Origin of the sequence: Kosakonia sp. LAM2021 (genome assembly GCF_016620385.1) — a bacterium.
Classification (GTDB): domain Bacteria; phylum Pseudomonadota; class Gammaproteobacteria; order Enterobacterales; family Enterobacteriaceae; genus Kosakonia; species Kosakonia sacchari.
This window is the reverse complement of record NZ_JAENHT010000010.1, coordinates 164,746-181,129: the sequence shown is the minus strand read 5'-3', so window position 1 is coordinate 181,129 and position 16,384 is coordinate 164,746. Positions and strand designations below refer to the sequence as shown.

Below are 16,384 nucleotides of genomic sequence, written 5' to 3'. Positions count from 1 at the left end.
CAGAAGGAGGCGACGTGAGCGGGAAAGGGCTGATTGTTTTGTGCATTCTTCTGGCGGTGATTTGGGTTGGCTACCGCGCGTTGCCGTCTTACTACAATCCGTTTACGCCGTTACAGCTTAGCGACCCGCCCGGGCGCATCACGCAGTTCAAATTGCGCCGTTTGCCACCGCAAGCCTGTGCGGAATTATTGTCGCAGGCGAATCAGCAGCGGTTAATCTCCTCCGTCGCGGTTGCCAACAGCGCCGGAGATTGCCCATTAACCAATGTCGTGCGGGTGCGCGACTTTGGGGCAGTTAAACTGAGCAGCAGTTTTCTCGCCAGTTGCCCGCTGGCGCTCAGCTCCGCGCTGTTTGTTGAGCAACAGGCGCGGCCACTCACTGAGCGCTTTATGGGCAGTCAGCTTATGCGTATCGATCATCTTGGCAGCTATGCGTGTCGCAATATCTACAACCGCGCTGATGCCAGGCGTAGCGAGCACGCCAGCGCAGAAGCGCTGGATCTCAGTGGTTTTCGCCTGGCGAATGGTCAGTCGGTGACGGTGCTGAAAGGCTGGCGGCAGGCGCGAACACAGCCGTGGCTGCGGGCAATGTTAAGCGCCAGTTGCGGCTATTACGGTAACGGCCTTGGGCCGGAGTACAACGCCGCTCACGCCAACCATTTTCATCTTGGCATGCGCGGCTTTGGCCTCTGTCGCTAAGCATAATCCACTGTGAATAATGGGGTTTTTCTTCCCGGCGGCGGCGTGAAACGCAAGCTGACAGATAAAATACCGAAATTGTCATAACCGCATCTCTGGTGACCCATCGCTGGCGCATTCTTGTTAACCTGTGCGCTGTTTGTCGAAACCTCAATAATTACGCCTACTTATGGAATCCTGGAAGGTCAATCTCATTTCGGTCTGGTTCGGCTGCTTTTTCACCGGTCTGGCCATTAGCCAAATTCTGCCGTTCTTGCCGTTATATGTTGCGCAACTGGGCGTGACGTCCCATGAAGCGCTGTCGATGTGGTCAGGCTTAACGTTCAGTATCACCTTTCTGGTGTCGGCGATTGTTTCGCCCATGTGGGGCAGCCTGGCGGATCGGAAAGGGCGCAAACTGATGCTGTTGCGCGCCTCGCTGGGGATGGCGATTGCTATTTTGTTGCAGGCGTTTGCCACCAATGTGTGGCAACTGTTGATTCTGCGCGGGGTGATGGGGCTGACGTCTGGTTATATTCCGAATGCGATGGCGCTGGTGGCCTCGCAGGTGCCGCGCGAGCGCAGCGGCTGGGCGCTAAGTACGCTCTCCACGGCGCAGATAAGCGGCGTAATTGGCGGGCCGCTGATGGGTGGTTTTCTTGCGGACCATGTGGGGCTGCGCATGGTGTTTCTCATCACGGCGATATTGCTGATCGTGAGTTTCCTCGTCACGCTGTTTTTAATTAAAGAGGGCGTCAGGCCGACGGTGAAAAAGGGCGATCGTCTGAGCGGCAAAGCGGTGTTCTCGACCTTGCCGTACCCGACGCTGGTCATCAGCTTGTTTATCACCACCATGGTGATCCAGTTGTGCAACGGCTCTATCGGCCCGATCCTGGCACTGTTTATTCAATCTTTGTCGCCGCACACCACGAATATTGCTTTTCTCAGCGGGCTTATCGCCGCTGTGCCGGGTGTTTCGGCGCTGATTTCCGCGCCGCGCCTCGGCAAACTGGGCGATCGCATTGGTACATCGCGTATTTTAATGGCGACGATGGCGGTGGCCGTGGTGCTATTTTTCGCCATGTCGTTTGTCACGTCGCCGCTCCAGCTTGGGATCCTGCGCTTTATGTTGGGCTTCGCGGATGGCGCGATGCTGCCCGCCGTGCAGACGTTGCTGCTGAAATACTCCAGCGATCAGGTCACCGGGCGCATCTTCGGTTACAACCAATCGTTTATGTATCTGGGAAATGTTGCCGGGCCGCTGATGGGAGCCACCGTATCCGCGATGGCGGGTTTCCGTTGGGTATTTGCCGCCACGGCTGTGGTAGTGTTTATTAATCTTTGGCAATTACTGCTGGCGTTTCGCCGGGTAAAACGCTAACGCAACAGGGCCGGAATAATATAAGTCTGCTTCGGCCTTGCTATTGTTTTTTCTTATGCAAATAAGCCAGGCGCTTCTTTTTATTTATCGCTAAACCACTCAAAAGATTTGCCATCGAAGCGGGAGAAACGTTTCGTTAACCCTTTTTTTTTTAATGGCTATTAAGTGTTGTGAGAAAATCCGCAAAAATAATACATGTATCTACTTTGCAACATCAAAACTCAATGCTAACGTCTTCGAAATCTCGTAAGGAAATAGCGCTATGAAAAATCTCATTGCAGAGTTATTGGTCAAGCTGGCAGAAAAAGAAGAAGAGTCGAAAGAACTGGTCGCTCAGGTTGAAGCGCTGGAAATCGTGGTGACCGCGCTGCTGCGCCAGATGGCGACGACGGAACAACAGGCGTTAATTCAGAGTATCGAAGGCGCGCTGGAAGAAGCCCGGCCGGGGACTCACGTAACCCATCAGGACGCGGAGTTGCTGCAACAGTACGTAAAAAAGCTTTTAAGGCACCCGCGCAGCTAAACCTCTGACGCGCTGCCTGCACTGTCATATCACTGTCATCTGCGCTACCTATAGTCGCTCTGTTTTATTTTCTTTAAGTATTTGTACATGGAGAATATTAAAGTGAAACAGAGCGCATTATTTCTTGCATTATTACCTCTGATGTTTACCCCTACTATTCATGCCGAAACGACGTCGGCACCGGTTCTTGATAATCGTGCCGCTCAGGGTGATATTTCCACGCCTGGCGGAGCCCGCCGTTTAACTGGCGACCAAACCGTTGCGTTGCGTGATTCCCTTATTGATAAGCCCGCCAAAAATATTATTTTGCTGATTGGCGATGGTATGGGGGATTCCGAAATTACCGCTGCGCGAAATTATGCCGAAGGGGCAGGCGGATTCTTTAAAGGTATTGATGCATTGCCGCTGACCGGCCAGTACACGCACTATTCGCTGGACAAAAAAACCGGCAAACCGGATTACGTCACCGACTCCGCCGCATCGGCCACGGCCTGGAGCACTGGCGTGAAAACTTACAACGGCGCGCTCGGCGTCGACATTCACGATAAAGATCACACCACCATTCTGGAGATGGCCAAAGCCGCCGGTCTCGCGACGGGCAACGTTTCGACTGCGGAACTGCAAGATGCTACGCCAGCCGCGCTGGTTTCTCACGTTATCTCACGCCGCTGCTACGGTCCGACGGTGACCAGTGAGAAATGTGCGCTCAACGCGCTGGAAAAAGGCGGTAAAGGCTCGATTACCGAACAACTGCTGAACGCCCGCGCGGATGTTACGTTGGGCGGCGGCGCGAAAACCTTTAGCGAAACCGCTACCGCTGGTGAGTGGAAAGGGAAAACGCTGCGCGAACAAGCGCAGGCGCGCGGTTACCAACTGGTCGGCGATGCCTCTACGCTCGCGGCGATCACCGAAGCGAACCAGGATAAACCGCTGCTGGGGCTGTTCTCCGACGGCAACATGCCGGTGCGCTGGGAAGGGCCAAAAGCTTCGCTGCACGGCAACCTTGATAAACCTGCCGTGACTTGTACGCCGAACGCGAAACGCACCGACAGCGTTCCAACACTGGCAGCAATGACGGAAAAGGCCATTGATTTGCTCAGCAAAAACGAAAAGGGCTTCTTCCTGCAAGTAGAAGGCGCGTCTATCGATAAACAGGATCACGCGGCGAATCCGTGCGGTCAGATCGGCGAAACGGTTGATCTCGACGAAGCTGTGCAGAAAGCCCTGGAATTTGCCAAAAAAGATGGCAATACGCTGGTGATCGTGACGGCGGATCACGCCCATGCCAGCCAGATCATTCCGGCAGATACCAAAGCGCCAGGCTTAAGCCAGGCACTGAACACCAAAGACGGTGCGGTAATGGCTATCACTTACGGCAACTCGGAAGAGGAGTCGATGGAACATACCGGAACGCAGGTTCGCATCGCAGCTTACGGCCCGCATGCGGGCAACGTGGTGGGGCTGACGGATCAGACCGATCTGTTCTACACCATGAAAGCAGCGTTGAATCTGAAGTAACAGCCTCCCGGCGGTAAATCTTTGCTGCCGGGTGGTTTTTTCACCAATTAGTACCATTCTTAAAAGGCACATTAAGAGAAGGATGGTGCTATGAAAATAACATTACTGGTTACCCTCGTTTTTGGTCTGCTGTTTGTCACGGCGCTGAGCGCCGCCGAAAAAACGCTGACCCCGCAACAACAACGTATGACCCTCTGCAATCAACAGGCGACGGCGCAAACCCTGGCGGGAGACGCCCGTAAGAAATATATGAGTGACTGCCTGAAAAACACCAAAACTGAGCCCGGACAAAAAAGCCTGACGCCGCAGCAGCAGCGGATGCGTGAATGTAACGCCCAGGCGACGCAACAATCCCTGAAAGGCGAAGATCGCAGCAAATTTATGAGCGGTTGCCTGAAAAAACCGCAATAACGCAGCGGGTGAGCATTGCGTTTGCTCACCCTCTTTTCGGAATTTGCCCCGTCTTTTTGCCCGCCCGCTAATCTCTGTCAGGCTTACTTTGTGAGCTTCGTTTTATTTTCCCTTTTCCTCGTGGTTGTGCGCTGTCTGGCGTTACGCCCGTTTTCGCAACACTGACACGGGAGCAAAGTGATGAACTATCAATATGTTACTGAACTGAATGCCTTGCCGGAAAGCCAACCGGTCAAAGTGGATGTCGCGGGCACCTCAGTGATCCTTATCCGCACCGGGGCGAAAGTTCGCGCCTTTCAGAGTAAATGCCCGCACGCAGGCGGGCCGCTGGAGAAGGGCGCCGTGTGCGATGGCAAATTGGTCTGCCCGTGGCATAAAGCCGCGTTTGATATCACCAATGGCGAATGGCGCGAACCGCTGGCTCTGCAAAACCTCAAGCAGTATCCGGTGATGCTTGAGCAAAACCGTGTGCTGGTGAACCCGCGCCCACTTTCTCCTGCCAGCCACTCGCTTATCCGTGGCGAGCACCCGCAAACCGCCGTGATCCTCGGGACCGGTGCGGCAGGCAGCGCGGCATCGATAACACTGCGTGATGCCGGATTTAACGGTCACCTGGTATTGATCGATAAAGAAGATGATGCGCCCTACGATCGCACCGCGCTGAGCAAATTCGTTCCGGCGGGGAAAATGAAAATCAGTGAAGTCCCCCACTTGCTGGACAGCGCCTTTTACAGCCAACCCGGCGTCGAAAGCCTGCGTGAAGAGGTGGCGAATATTGATTGCCAGTCTCACCAGCTTACGCTTGCCGGTGGCCGAGAGATCACCTTCGACAAACTACTGCTGGCCACCGGCGGGCAGCCAGTGTGGCCGGATATTCCCGGCAACCACCTGGCGGGTGTGCATGTGCTGCGTGGCATTCACCAGGCTGAGCGTTTGCTTAATGAAGTCGAACAGGAGCAGCAACTGGTAGTGATCGGTAATAGTTTTATCGCCATGGAACTCGCGGCGGCGCTGCGTAATCAGGATATCGATGTGACAGTGCTGTCGCGCCATGCGCTGCCGTTTGTACCGCAGTTTGGTGAAGAGGTAGGTCGGTATTTTATGAATCTGCATAAACAGAATGGCGTGAAGTTTGTTACCGGCGAACCGGCGGCGCTGGAGGGGAACGGCCATGTGCAGAGCGTCACGTTAAAAGATGGTCGTTCAATGCCAGCTCATGTGGTGGTATTCGCCACGGGTGTCAAGCCAGTGACTGATATGGCACACGATCTGCCTCATGAAAAAGATGGCAGCCTGACGGTGGATGAAACGTTGAGCGCGGCACCGGATGTCTGGGCGGTAGGGGATATCGCCAGCTACCCGGCCCCGGAAGGGCGTCGGCGTATTGAACACTGGCGCGTAGCGCAGCAGCAGGGGCGGCTCGCAGCGCTGAATATGCTGGGCGAACAGCACACTTTTGATCGGGTGCCCTTTTTCTGGACGACTCACTTCGGTAACCGTTTTGAATACCTCGGTTATACCCGCGAGTGGGACTGCATGAAAATGTTGGGATCGTTTGATAATAAACGTTTTGCCGTGCTCTACGGCGAAGAAGGCATACTGAAAGCGGTGCTGAGCTGCGGTGAGTACAGTGAAACGGCGGGTTTACTGCTGAAGATGCAGCAACCAATTAGCCTGCATGCCGCCAGCGAAATGCTGGCCTGAGAAATCGCGCCACGCGGTTGAGCGTGGCGCATTGCTTTAGCTGCTGAGTTTGTCGGACTTCGCCATACACGCGGCAATGGCTTCGATAACCGCCGAGCGGAAACCTTTCTCCTCCAGCACTTTTACCGCTTCAATGGTGGTGCCGCCAGGCGAGCAGACCATATCTTTAAGCTCGCCTGGATGCTTGCCGGTTTCCAGTACCATTTTCGCGGAGCCCATTACCGCCTGAGCGGCAAATTTATAGGCCTGCGCGCGCGGCATCCCGCCCAGTACGGCAGCATCGGCCATCGCTTCGATAAACATAAATACATACGCCGGTGCAGAGCCGCTGACGCCAACCACCGGGTGGATCATCGGTTCGGCAATCACTTCCGCTTCACCAAAGCAGCGGAAGATATTCAGCACATCGGCGGTATCTTCCGGGGTGACCAGCGCGTTAGGCGTCACAGAGGTCATACCCGCGTTCACCAGCGATGGGGTGTTGGGCATAGCGCGGACGATTTTGCGGTCGTGGCCGAGAGCGCGAGCTAACTGATCAAGCGTAACGCCTGCGGCGATGGAGACCACCAGCGTCTCTTTGTTCAGGCTGGAGGCGATATCGTTAAGCACTTTCACCATAATGTTCGGTTTGACTGCGCCAAAGACGATATCGGCAATCTGCGCCACTTCCTGCGCGCTTTGCGCGGCGTTCACGCCAAACTGGTCATGCAGGGCAGCCACTTTATCCGGCGACGGGGTATACACCCAGATTTGCCCCGGCAGCACCTGGCCGCTGGCAATCAAGCCGCCAACAATCGCTTTTCCCATGTTACCGCAGCCGATAAAACCGATTTTCTTCTCCATCACATCCGTCTCTCTGCTTGTAAATGTTTGTGCGATATAGCTTAACGTGGATTGGCGGCGAGGGCGAAAGGATCTCTCCTTTCCCCGACAGGAAATTAAAGCGACAATGCGCCGCAAACAGAAAGGAGTAACGATGGCGATTTGGGTTGATGCGGACGCCTGTCCGAACGTAATCAAAGAGATTTTATTCCGCGCCGCCGAGCGCACACAGACGCCGTTAACGCTGGTGGCGAACCAAAACCTGCGCGTGCCGCCGTCGCGGGTGATCCGTTCCATCAGAGTGCCTGCGGGTTTTGACGTTGCCGACAATGAAATTGTCCGGCTATGCGAAGCCGGTGATTTGGTGATCACGGCCGACATTCCGCTGGCGGCGGAAGTGCTGGCAAAAGGCGCGGCGGCGCTGAACCCGCGCGGTGAACGCTATAGCGAGGCCACCATCCGCGAAAAACTGACGATGCGCGATTTTATGGATACCCTGCGCAGCAGCGGTATTCAAACTGGTGGTCCGGACAGCCTGTCACAACGGGATCGCCAGCAATTCGCTGCCGAGCTGGATAAGTGGCTGCTGGCCGACAAGCGCCGCCAGAGCGAGTAAATTCTGCGCGTCCCCGCATGATGTGTTACTGTTTGCCGCCTTGCGGGCTTGCCAGCCTGTGTTACATTCAGTAAGGTTGCCGCGACACGTACTGCCATAGAATCTTTACAGATGAAACCCAGATTAACTCTGGTTTCGCTTGAGGTTTTTATCGGCGAAGACATAAAAGTGTAACGTTAATTTTACGATGAATTCCGTACTAGTTTGGTGATATCATCGCTGTCTTATTTTCCGTCCTGCACTGTGCAGGACCCGGAGGGAACACCTGCTCATGACGCTCCCCATTTTTCTTATCGGCGCACGTGGTTGCGGTAAAACAACGGTAGGTCGGACGCTGGCGCTGGCGCAGGGATGCCAGTTTATCGATACCGATTACTGGTTGCAGGAAAACGCCCAACAGACCATCGCTGAGATTGTTGAACAAGAAGGGTGGGACGGTTTTCGCGCGCGGGAAACCGCCGCGCTGGAAGCGGTTAGCGCGCCATCACGCGTGGTGGCGACCGGCGGCGGAATTATCCTTCGCGAATACAACCGCCGCTTCATGCGCGAACACGGCGTGGTGATTTATCTTTGCGCGCCGGTCAATGTGCTGGCGGACCGGCTGGAGGCCTTTCCCCAAGAGGGGCAACGCCCGACGTTAACCGGTAAGCCCATCAGCGAAGAAGTTAGCGAGGTGCTGGCGCAGCGCGATGCGTTATACCGTGAAGCTGCGCATTATGTGGTGGATGCGGCGCAGTCGCCGGATAAGGTGGTGTCTGATATTGAGGCGGCATTACAACTGGCGCGCGCCAGTTAGCGAAACGTTTGTCTATACTTATTGCTCGACCCGCAAAATGAGGAAGAGCTATGCCGACCAAACCGCCATATCCGCGTGAAGCCCGTGTAGTCGCCGTTGAAAAAGGTGCGAACTGTCCGACGGTGACCTGGTATGAACTGCGCGCCGACCATCCGAAACCGGATACCTTAATTAGCGAACACCCCACCGAGCAGGAAGCTCTGGACGCCAAACGGCGTTATGAAGATCCGGACAAAAGTTAAGCCGGATCTGGCAGGCTGGATGATTTCCTGAACATTACAAAAATGGATCTACGTCACGTTTTTAAACTGGCTGAATAGTAGCCAGCGGTTACTCTTTTATGGTTACTGGAATTTACATGAACACGGGAGTGGCATGTTCTCTTTACACAACAGCCGTCAAAACGGCGTGATCGAGAGCGAATAAGAACAAGCAGTGATGAAAGGCGGAAAGTAAAAAATGAGTGCGTCCCTGGCGATCCTCACCATTGGTGTGGTTCCGGTAAAAGAGATTTTCCCGCTCCTCGCGGAGCACGTTTCAGAAGAGCAGATCACCCATCTCAGCTTGCTGGGAAAAATGGATCCGGATGAGGTGCGACGTGAATACGCCGTAGACGCCGGGGAGCACGCCATTCCCACTCGATTAAGCGATGACAGCCTCGGGATGGTTTCCCGCGAGAAAGTGGAGCGCGATCTCCAGGGCGTTATAGAAGTGCTGGATAACCAGGGCTACGATGTCATTTTGTTGATGAGCACCGCTGATATTCGTGGTTTCGTTGCACGTAATGCCATTTTGGTTGAGCCGCAGCGCATTATTCCGCCGCTGGTCGCTTCCATTGTCGACGGACATCAGGTAGGCGTGATTGTGCCCATTCCCGAACTCATGGCGCAGCAAAAGAAAAAATGGCAAGTGCTGGAAAATGAACCTTATTACGCGCTGGCTCATCCTTACCTGGCGACAGAACATGAATTAATTGAAGCGGGTAAAGGACTTATTGAGCGCGGTGCGGATGTGCTGATGCTGGATTGCCTTGGTTTCCACCAGTATCACCGCGATTTGCTGCAAAAAGCGCTGGATGTGCCCGTTTTACTGTCGAATGTGCTGGCCGCGCGGCTGGCATCTGAACTGCTGGTTTAGGCCTGCAATCGTGTGAATTTCTCGTGACAGAAGCAAAGCCCGGCCTCTATAGTGTTTTTCCATACATTTTCTTTATAAGGGCCAGTTCATGCTTCAAAGTAACGAATACTTTTCCGGTAAAGTGAAATCCATTGGTTTTACCAGCAGCAGCACTGGCCGTGCCAGCGTTGGGGTCATGGCGGAAGGGGAATACACTTTCAGCACCGCGCAGCCGGAAGAGATGACGGTGGTAAGCGGCGCGCTGAATGTGCTGCTGCCGGGCGAAACCGAATGGAAAGCTTACGCCGCAGGCGAAGTGTTCAACGTACCTGGTCATAGCGAATTTCATTTGCAGGTGGCGGAACCGAGTTCTTACCTCTGCCGTTACCTGTAATGCAAAACGCCCGGAAAATCCGGGCGTTTGTCTGTGGATAAAAGGTTAGCGCTGTGCTTCGCCGCCTAAGCCTTCCACCAGGTTTTGAATCAACGCCGCCAGTTCGCCGGTCATCAGAATAAAATCGGCATCGAAGCGCTGGGTAAAATCTTCGCGATCGATATCTTCGTTCTGATCGCGCAGCTCATCGCAGAATTTCAGGCGTTTTACGGAACCGTCATCGCACATCAGGAACTGGATACGCTGCTGCCAGTCGAGCGCCAGCTTAGTGACCACTTTGCCTGCCTCAATGTGTACGGCAATTTCATCGCTCACCAGATCCTGTTTTTTCGCACGGATCACGCCGCCATCTTCCAGCATCGCTTTCAGTTCTGCTTCGTCCAGCAACTGGAAACCCTGCGCCACCGTACCGGAACGCACCCATTCGGTCAGCGTCAGTTCGATAGGATTTTCCATCGCCAGCGGTACCACCGGCAGCGAGCCGAGGCTTTTTCGCAGCAGCGCCAGCGTGTCTTCCGCTTTTTTGGCGCTGGCGCAGTCGACCATAATCAGGCCATTCACGGTGTCGATCCACATCATGGTCTGGCTGAAGCGGCTGAACGCACGCGGCAGTAAGGAGTGCAGCACTTCGTCTTTCAGCGAATCTTTTTCGGTTTTTTTCAGCTTGCGACCCTGCTCGGCTTCAAGACGAGAAATTTTTGCTTCCAGCGCTTGTTTGACTACCGGCGTCGGCAGAATTTTTTCTTCTTTACGCGCGCAGATAATAATCTGGCCGTTGTTACTATGGGTCAGCGCGTCGCTGTGTGAACCCATCGGTGGAACCCATCCGGTTTTCGCCATATCCTGACTACCGCATGGAGTAAACGATAGTGGGGCAAGCTGTTTTTCCATCTCTTCCGCACGCAGCGCAACATCGCGGCTGAGACGGTATACCATTAAATTTTTGAACCACAGCATGATTTTTTCCACGGCCTTGTCGTTAAATGCAGCGGGCATGATAGCGAATTGTCGCCGCCGTTGCATTGCTAATGCGTGGTCCACAATGAGGAGTTTGATGTGCGTATCGGTATCGACTTAGGTGGTACAAAAACAGAAATCATTGCGCTGGGCGAACAGGGCGAAGAGTTGTTTCGCCATCGCCAGGCCACGCCGCGTGACTATTGGCAGACCATTGAGCTAATCGCCTCGTTGGTGGATCTCACGGAAAAAGAGACCGGGCAGCGCGGCACGGTGGGCATGGGCATTCCCGGTTCAATTTCGCCCTACACCGGTGTGGTGAAAAATGCCAATTCAACCTGGTTGAACGGTAAACCGTTCGATAAGGATTTAAGCCAGCGGTTAAATCGCGAAGTGCGGCTGGCAAACGACGCCAACTGCCTGGCGGTTTCCGAGGCGGTGGACGGCGCGGCAGCCGGTGCGCAAACGGTGTTCGCGGTGATTATCGGCACCGGCTGCGGTTCCGGCGTCGCGCTTAACGGGCATGCGCACATCGGCGGTAACGGCACCGCAGGCGAGTGGGGACACAATCCGCTGCCGTGGATGGATGAGGACGAGCTGCGCTATCGCAACGAAGTCCCCTGTTATTGCGGCAAGCAGGGCTGTATCGAAACCTTTATTTCCGGCACCGGCTTTGCCACGGATTATCAGCGGCTTAGCGGCAAGGCGCTCAAGGGCAATGAGATCATGCGTCTGGTCGATGAACAGGATGCGGTGGCGGAACTGGCGATTAGCCGGTACGAGCTGCGGCTGGCGAAATCGCTGGCGCATGTGGTGAACATTCTTGACCCGGATGTGATTGTGCTGGGCGGCGGCATGAGTAACGTCGAGCGGCTTTACCAGACCGTACCGGTTCTGCTGCGCAACTGGGTGTTTGGCGGTGAGTGCGAAACGCCGATCCGCAAAGCGCTGCACGGCGATTCCAGCGGCGTACGCGGCGCGGCGTGGCTGTGGCCGCAGGGCGAATAAACAACGAGGGCGCGGTTGAACGCGCCCTTATTTTTAACTCACCGCGAATTTCCCGTCGAGCTTGCTGTAGCCCAGCCCATTAATTTTCTTCACTTTGATCTGCACAGGAATGCGCTCTTTCATCGCTTCGACATGGCTAATCACGCCGATGGTTTTGCCGCTGGCGTTCAGCGCGTCAAGGGCATCCAGCGCCGTATCCAGCGTTTCGCTGTCCAGCGTGCCGAAGCCTTCATCGAGGAACAGCGAGTCGATGCGGGTTTTATGACTCACCAGATCGGAGAGCGCCAGCGCCAGCGCCAGGCTGACCAGGAAACTCTCGCCGCCAGAAAGGGTGCGCGTATCACGAACCGCATCCGCCTGCCAGGTGTCGACGACCTCCAGTTCCAGGGCATCGCTCTCCTTGCGTTTCAGCAGATAACGTCCGTGCAGGCGATTAAGCTGGTTGTTCGCCAGCCAGACGAGGTTATCCAGCGTTAAACCCTGGGCGAATTTGCGGAATTTATCTCCCTCTCTGGAGCCGATAAGCGCATTCAGATGGCCCCAGTCGTCATACAGCACGCTGGCACGCGCCATCTCCTGCATGACATTTTGCTGGCGTTTGCGGTTATCTTCATCCTGCTTCAGCTGTTGACGGAATTCACCCTGGCGGGTGGTATTTTCCCGAAGCTGGCGCGACATCGCGTCCAGCGCCAGGCCAATGCTTTCAACCGTGGCATCCGGGGCGAGTGCTGCAGGCGGCTGTGCCTGGTGTGCGCTCAATGCCCGTTCAGCGCTGTTCGCTAATGCCTGTTTCTGCTGACATTCGCTGTCGAGCTTCTGGCGTAACTGCTCAAGGCGCTGGCGTTCAGGTTCGGTGAGCAGGGCGTCGAGAAAGGCCTGATGATCGGTGAAAACGCTTTTTCCCAGCGCATCGGTAAATTGTTGCTCCAGCGCGCCTGCGGTTTGCTCCTCTTGCGCCAGTTGCTGATGCAGGGTTTGCCACTGGCTTTGCAGTGCAAGACAGGCATCGTGTACCTTTCGCCAGCCTTCCAGCGCTGCTGTCTGCCCGTCGTTGGCGCTGTCGCTTTCCGGTAGTGTGTCGAGGATCGGCGTGAGTTGCGCCATCTTTTCGTGCAGCGCACTGAGCTGTTGCTGCTGGTGTTGCCATTGTTCGGCTTCCTGCGTGCGCGCCGCCAGCCACGGCTCCTCTTCGCCTTCCGGCGGCAGGGCCAGATCCAGCTGTTGTAGAGTGGTCGCCAGTTTTTCACGGCGGGCAATCACAACTTGTTGATACTGCTCGCCTTGTTGATGAAGTTCGCGGATTTGCAACTGCAATGTCTGGCGCTGGTTCAGCAAATAAAGCTGATGTTCATAAGCATCCTGCGCGCTTTGCCAACTGGTGAGTTCGCGATGCGGCTCCAGCGTGACGCTGAGCGCGGCGCAGGCTTTCGCCCACTCCTGCAACCAGTTTTGCTCCTCCTGTTGCAGGTTTTTCACTTCGCGCTCATCTTTTTCGTAGCGTTCAGCCAGCCCTTTCAGCCGCTCGCCAAGCGCGACGCCATCCTCTTTGACCTGACGCACTTCGAGATCCAGCGCGCTGCGTCGCGCCTGATTGACGCCTGGCTCAAGAGTTTGATAATGCGCAACCGCCGGATGTTCGGTTGCGCCACACAGCGGGCAAGGGTGACCCGGTTGCAGGCGTGCGCGTTCGCTTTCCAGATCTTTGATGCGGTTTTCCAGCTCGCAAATGGTCGTGACTTCCGTCAGTAGCTGGTTTTTCTCTTTGTATAGCTCGCGTTTGCGCGCCAGTTCAGCGCTGATCTTTTCCTGCTCGGCGCGTAAATCAAGCAAGCTCTGCTGGCGCAGCGCCAGTTGTTTGCGCAGCGGAGCGAAACGGGCATGCAGAGCGGTAAGTTGCTGGCGCAGCGGGCGGTTTTGCGCGCACAACGCCATTGCCGCAGCCGTCTCTTCCACGCTCATTGCAAGTGTCGACTCAGGCAAGGTGCGCAGTTTCGCCTCGTGGGTCTGCACACGTTGTTGCAGGCCGAGCCACTGTTTTTTCTCTTCTTCCAACTGGTTGAACAACACACGCCAGCCGGTTAATTCGTTCTGCCAGCGCTCAAATCGCGCGTTCTCAACAAGCCAGCTTTCCAGTGTTTTCTGCGTTTCCCGCAAGGTTGCATGCTGCTGCTGGGCGCTAAAGCGAATACGTGCGCGCTGTAACAGGCTGGCATGTAAGCGAGTATTTACTTCTTCGCTCTGCGCGCGGGTGCGAACCAGCGCTTTACGCTGCTCTTCAAGGCGGTCCCACAGCGGGCGCAATTGTAGCGCCGGTTGCGCACGTTCCAGCGCCGCTAACTGCGGCTGGGCACCGGCCAGCGCCTGCTGCGCCTGTACCAGTGCGGCCTGGGCGCGTCCGCGCGCTGCGCGTAACTCAGCGTCGCGGTTCAGCCAGTTGGCCTGCGCCTGTATGTCGCGCTGCTCTGCCAGCAAACGTTGCTCTTCGTCAGTAAGCGCCTGCAAACTTTGTGTAAGCTGCTGGCGCTGCTCATCGCTAAGCAGTTCCACGCCTTTTGCCTGCGCCTGCAACTGCTCCAGCCGGGTTTTCGCCGCTTTATGTTTTTCAAACACCATGGCGGAAATCTGGCCGTAAATCTCGGTGCCGGTCAGCTCTTCGAGCAGCTCGGCGCGTTCACGCGGTTTCGCATTGAGGAACGCGGCAAACTGCCCCTGCGACAGCAGCATAGAACGGGTAAAGCGGCCATAATCCAGCCCGGTCAGTGAGGCGGTAAGCTCAAGCTTGTCTTTCACTTTATCGGCAAGGATTTTGCCATCGGCGCAGAGCGCAAGCTCAACGCGCGGGGCTTGTAGGTTGCCATCTGGCAGCCCGCGGGCGCGGCTCTGGCTCCAGAACGCGCGGTAGGCGACGCCTTTCACTTCAAACTCCACTTCGGCAAGACAGTCGGCCGTATCGCGGGTCATTAAATCGTTTTGCGATTGCGAAAGGGTGCTCAGGCGCGGTGTTTCGTGGTACAGCGCCAGGCAGATGGCGTCGAGCAGGGTGGTTTTCCCCGCGCCGGTCGCGCCGGTAATGGCGAATAAACCGTTACTGGCGAACGGCTCTTCGGTGAAGTCTATTTTCCATTCGCCTTTAAGCGAATTCAGGTTTTTTAGCCGCAGGCTCAGGATTTTCATGCCTCATTCTCCTCATCCAGCGCCTGGCGCGCTTCGCTAAACAGCGTGTGTAACCGCGCATTTTGTGTGTCGTCGAGTTCTGCCAGCGCAAGGCGACGAGCGAACACCTCTTCCACTTTTAATTCGTTTAAGGTTTCGCGTAACTCGCCGGAAAGAATTCGTTCGCGCTGCTCGCGGCTGCGGCGCACCAGCAGCACTTCTACCGGCAAATCTTCGGTTACCAGCTGGATTTTGCGCTGCATATCCGCCAGATATTCATGACTTTCGATTTCGATATCCAGCCATACGGGTGGTTCTGCGGGCGCATTGCGCCACTGTTCTAACTGGCGGCAGATTTCAGCAAAATCACCTTTGATCACCGCTAACGGTTGGGTTGCCGGCACCTCCAGCGCCGTGACATTGGCGAGTTTACCTTCGGCGAATGTCACCAGATTGACGCTTTTGCTTTTCCCGGTTTCATCAAAACTCAACGCAATGGGCGAGCCGCAGTAGCGGATATGCTCCTGGCCGCCAATCTTCTGCGCGCGATGAATGTGGCCGAGCGCGAGGTAATCCACAGGGGGAAAATTTTGTGCAGGGAAGGCGTCTAACGTGCCGATATAAATATCACGCACCGCGTCACTTTTACTGGCACCCACCGTGGTTAAATGGCCGCTGGCGATAATCGGCAGTGGTTTGTCACCGCGCAGTTCACAGGCTTTAGTAAATTGTTGTTGATAGTAATCGGTGATTGCTGCGAGTAAATGCTGCTGTTTTTGTTGTCCGGAAAGCCCCGCCTGGCTAACGGTAATGTCGCGCGGGCGTAGAAATGGCACCGGGCAAAATACCGCACCGGGTTCGCCATCGCGGCGCTTTAGCAGGAACGGACTGGCACCTGCACTGGCCACCACGGTGGTTTTCAGGTAGGCGAGGATCTCTTTTGATTCGTTCAGCGTGGCCACGGAATCGTGGTTTCCCGCCAGCACGATAAGCTGGCAGCCCGTTTGCTGGAGTTTGACCACAAAGCGGTTGTAAAGCTCGCGGGCGTAGCTTGGCGGGGAACCGGTATCAAAAATATCGCCTGCGACAATAATGGCATCCACCTGATGCATTTCGGCGGCGGCGAGCAGCCAGTCGAGAAAAGCGTCATGTTCGGCGGCGCGGTTTTTGCTGTAGAAGTTTTGACCCAGATGCCAGTCTGAAGTGTGAATGATGCGCATAGCGGTTCCATGGCGAAAAAGCGTAAAGCAGATTATAAACATTAAGCAGATGAGGGACATAACCGAACGCAAATTTGCGTTGTCACAC

At 55.5% G+C, this 16,384-nt stretch carries 16 protein-coding genes; 12 read left to right on the top strand and 4 right to left on the bottom strand.

All coding sequences use genetic code 11. From position 1 onward, the window contains the following. Positions 1-14 precede the first annotated feature (14 nt). The 6 genes from JKP81_RS19560 to JKP81_RS19535 all read left to right on the top strand — a co-directional run bounded on the left by JKP81_RS19560 (position 15) and on the right by JKP81_RS19535 (position 6,214). Positions 15-698: an extensin family protein gene (locus tag JKP81_RS19560; protein ID WP_200553021.1), complete on the top strand. Its 684-nt coding sequence runs from the start codon at positions 15-17 to the stop codon at positions 696-698. A gap of 169 nt (positions 699-867) precedes the next feature. Further along, positions 868-2,058, top strand: a complete 1,191-nt coding sequence (locus JKP81_RS19555; protein ID WP_200553020.1) for a multidrug efflux MFS transporter — start codon at positions 868-870, stop codon at positions 2,056-2,058. A gap of 262 nt (positions 2,059-2,320) precedes the next feature. Further along, entirely contained in the window at positions 2,321-2,581 is a 261-nt protein-coding gene (gene iraP, locus JKP81_RS19550; RefSeq protein WP_017458820.1) for an anti-adapter protein IraP, read from the top strand. Between the two features lie 87 nt (positions 2,582-2,668). Further along, a complete protein-coding gene (phoA, locus tag JKP81_RS19545; RefSeq protein ID WP_200553019.1) occupies positions 2,669-4,099 on the top strand; it encodes an alkaline phosphatase in 1,431 nt (476 codons plus the stop codon). 90 nt (positions 4,100-4,189) lie between these two features. After that, a complete protein-coding gene (gene psiF, locus JKP81_RS19540; RefSeq protein WP_020456720.1) occupies positions 4,190-4,510 on the top strand; it encodes a phosphate starvation-inducible protein PsiF in 321 nt (106 codons plus the stop codon). Positions 4,511-4,690: 180 nt separating this feature from the next. Continuing rightward, positions 4,691-6,214 carry an FAD-dependent oxidoreductase gene (locus tag JKP81_RS19535; protein ID WP_200553018.1) on the top strand — a complete coding sequence of 508 codons (1,524 nt, stop codon included), beginning with the start codon at positions 4,691-4,693 and terminating at the stop codon, positions 6,212-6,214. A 36-nt stretch (positions 6,215-6,250) separates the two neighbouring features. Here the strand turns inward: JKP81_RS19535 and proC are convergent, their stop codons facing one another. Further along, entirely contained in the window at positions 6,251-7,057 is an 807-nt protein-coding gene (proC, locus tag JKP81_RS19530; protein WP_200553058.1) for a pyrroline-5-carboxylate reductase, read from the bottom strand. A gap of 133 nt (positions 7,058-7,190) precedes the next feature. Here proC and JKP81_RS19525 point away from each other — a divergent pair, with 133 nt between their 5' ends. From JKP81_RS19525 to ppnP, 5 genes are all read left to right on the top strand, one after another. Beyond that, on the top strand, positions 7,191-7,652 hold the full coding sequence (locus JKP81_RS19525) for a YaiI/YqxD family protein (RefSeq protein WP_020456723.1): 462 nt from the start codon (positions 7,191-7,193) through the stop codon (positions 7,650-7,652). A 271-nt stretch (positions 7,653-7,923) separates the two neighbouring features. Next, entirely contained in the window at positions 7,924-8,448 is a 525-nt protein-coding gene (gene aroL, locus JKP81_RS19520) for a shikimate kinase AroL (protein ID WP_200553017.1), read from the top strand. A 50-nt stretch (positions 8,449-8,498) separates the two neighbouring features. Further along, positions 8,499-8,690: a YaiA family protein gene (locus JKP81_RS19515; protein WP_200553016.1), complete on the top strand. Its 192-nt coding sequence runs from the start codon at positions 8,499-8,501 to the stop codon at positions 8,688-8,690. Between the two features lie 217 nt (positions 8,691-8,907). Next, positions 8,908-9,585, top strand: coding sequence for an AroM family protein (locus JKP81_RS19510; protein ID WP_200553015.1), 678 nt, complete (start codon positions 8,908-8,910; stop codon positions 9,583-9,585). Between the two features lie 88 nt (positions 9,586-9,673). Further along, on the top strand, positions 9,674-9,958 hold the full coding sequence (gene ppnP, locus JKP81_RS19505; RefSeq protein ID WP_017458829.1) for a pyrimidine/purine nucleoside phosphorylase: 285 nt from the start codon (positions 9,674-9,676) through the stop codon (positions 9,956-9,958). Between the two features lie 45 nt (positions 9,959-10,003). Here the strand turns inward: ppnP and rdgC are convergent, their stop codons facing one another. Further along, a complete protein-coding gene (gene rdgC, locus JKP81_RS19500; RefSeq protein WP_200553014.1) occupies positions 10,004-10,915 on the bottom strand; it encodes a recombination-associated protein RdgC in 912 nt (303 codons plus the stop codon). 99 nt (positions 10,916-11,014) lie between these two features. Here rdgC and mak point away from each other — a divergent pair, with 99 nt between their 5' ends. Further along, positions 11,015-11,923, top strand: coding sequence for a fructokinase (gene mak / locus JKP81_RS19495; RefSeq protein ID WP_200553013.1), 909 nt, complete (start codon positions 11,015-11,017; stop codon positions 11,921-11,923). 33 nt (positions 11,924-11,956) lie between these two features. Here mak and sbcC read toward each other — a convergent pair whose 3' ends face one another. Then, on the bottom strand, positions 11,957-15,097 hold the full coding sequence (gene sbcC, locus JKP81_RS19490) for an exonuclease subunit SbcC (RefSeq protein WP_200553012.1): 3,141 nt from the start codon (positions 15,095-15,097) through the stop codon (positions 11,957-11,959). Continuing rightward, positions 15,094-16,296 (bottom strand): exonuclease subunit SbcD, encoded by a 1,203-nt coding sequence (gene sbcD / locus JKP81_RS19485; RefSeq protein WP_200553011.1) that lies wholly within the window; start codon positions 16,294-16,296, stop codon positions 15,094-15,096. The genes sbcC and sbcD overlap by 4 nt, the downstream gene beginning before the upstream one ends. Positions 16,297-16,384 lie beyond the last annotated feature (88 nt).

What these genes read in the sequence shown, in the direction of transcription:
- aroL (WP_200553017.1), top strand. Translation starts at nt 7,924, where the DNA reads ATGACGCTCCCCATTTTTCTTATCGGCGCACGTGGTTGCGGTAAAACA.
- JKP81_RS19535 (WP_200553018.1), top strand. Translation starts at nt 4,691, where the DNA reads ATGAACTATCAATATGTTACTGAACTGAATGCCTTGCCGGAAAGCCAA.
- proC (WP_200553058.1), bottom strand. Translation starts at nt 7,057, where the DNA reads ATGGAGAAGAAAATCGGTTTTATCGGCTGCGGTAACATGGGAAAAGCG.
- rdgC (WP_200553014.1), bottom strand. Translation starts at nt 10,915, where the DNA reads ATGCTGTGGTTCAAAAATTTAATGGTATACCGTCTCAGCCGCGATGTT.
- JKP81_RS19525 (WP_020456723.1), top strand. Translation starts at nt 7,191, where the DNA reads ATGGCGATTTGGGTTGATGCGGACGCCTGTCCGAACGTAATCAAAGAG.
- JKP81_RS19515 (WP_200553016.1), top strand. Translation starts at nt 8,499, where the DNA reads ATGCCGACCAAACCGCCATATCCGCGTGAAGCCCGTGTAGTCGCCGTT.
- iraP (WP_017458820.1), top strand. Translation starts at nt 2,321, where the DNA reads ATGAAAAATCTCATTGCAGAGTTATTGGTCAAGCTGGCAGAAAAAGAA.
- sbcD (WP_200553011.1), bottom strand. Translation starts at nt 16,296, where the DNA reads ATGCGCATCATTCACACTTCAGACTGGCATCTGGGTCAAAACTTCTAC.
- JKP81_RS19510 (WP_200553015.1), top strand. Translation starts at nt 8,908, where the DNA reads ATGAGTGCGTCCCTGGCGATCCTCACCATTGGTGTGGTTCCGGTAAAA.
- JKP81_RS19555 (WP_200553020.1), top strand. Translation starts at nt 868, where the DNA reads ATGGAATCCTGGAAGGTCAATCTCATTTCGGTCTGGTTCGGCTGCTTT.
- sbcC (WP_200553012.1), bottom strand. Translation starts at nt 15,097, where the DNA reads ATGAAAATCCTGAGCCTGCGGCTAAAAAACCTGAATTCGCTTAAAGGC.
- ppnP (WP_017458829.1), top strand. Translation starts at nt 9,674, where the DNA reads ATGCTTCAAAGTAACGAATACTTTTCCGGTAAAGTGAAATCCATTGGT.
- phoA (WP_200553019.1), top strand. Translation starts at nt 2,669, where the DNA reads ATGGAGAATATTAAAGTGAAACAGAGCGCATTATTTCTTGCATTATTA.
- psiF (WP_020456720.1), top strand. Translation starts at nt 4,190, where the DNA reads ATGAAAATAACATTACTGGTTACCCTCGTTTTTGGTCTGCTGTTTGTC.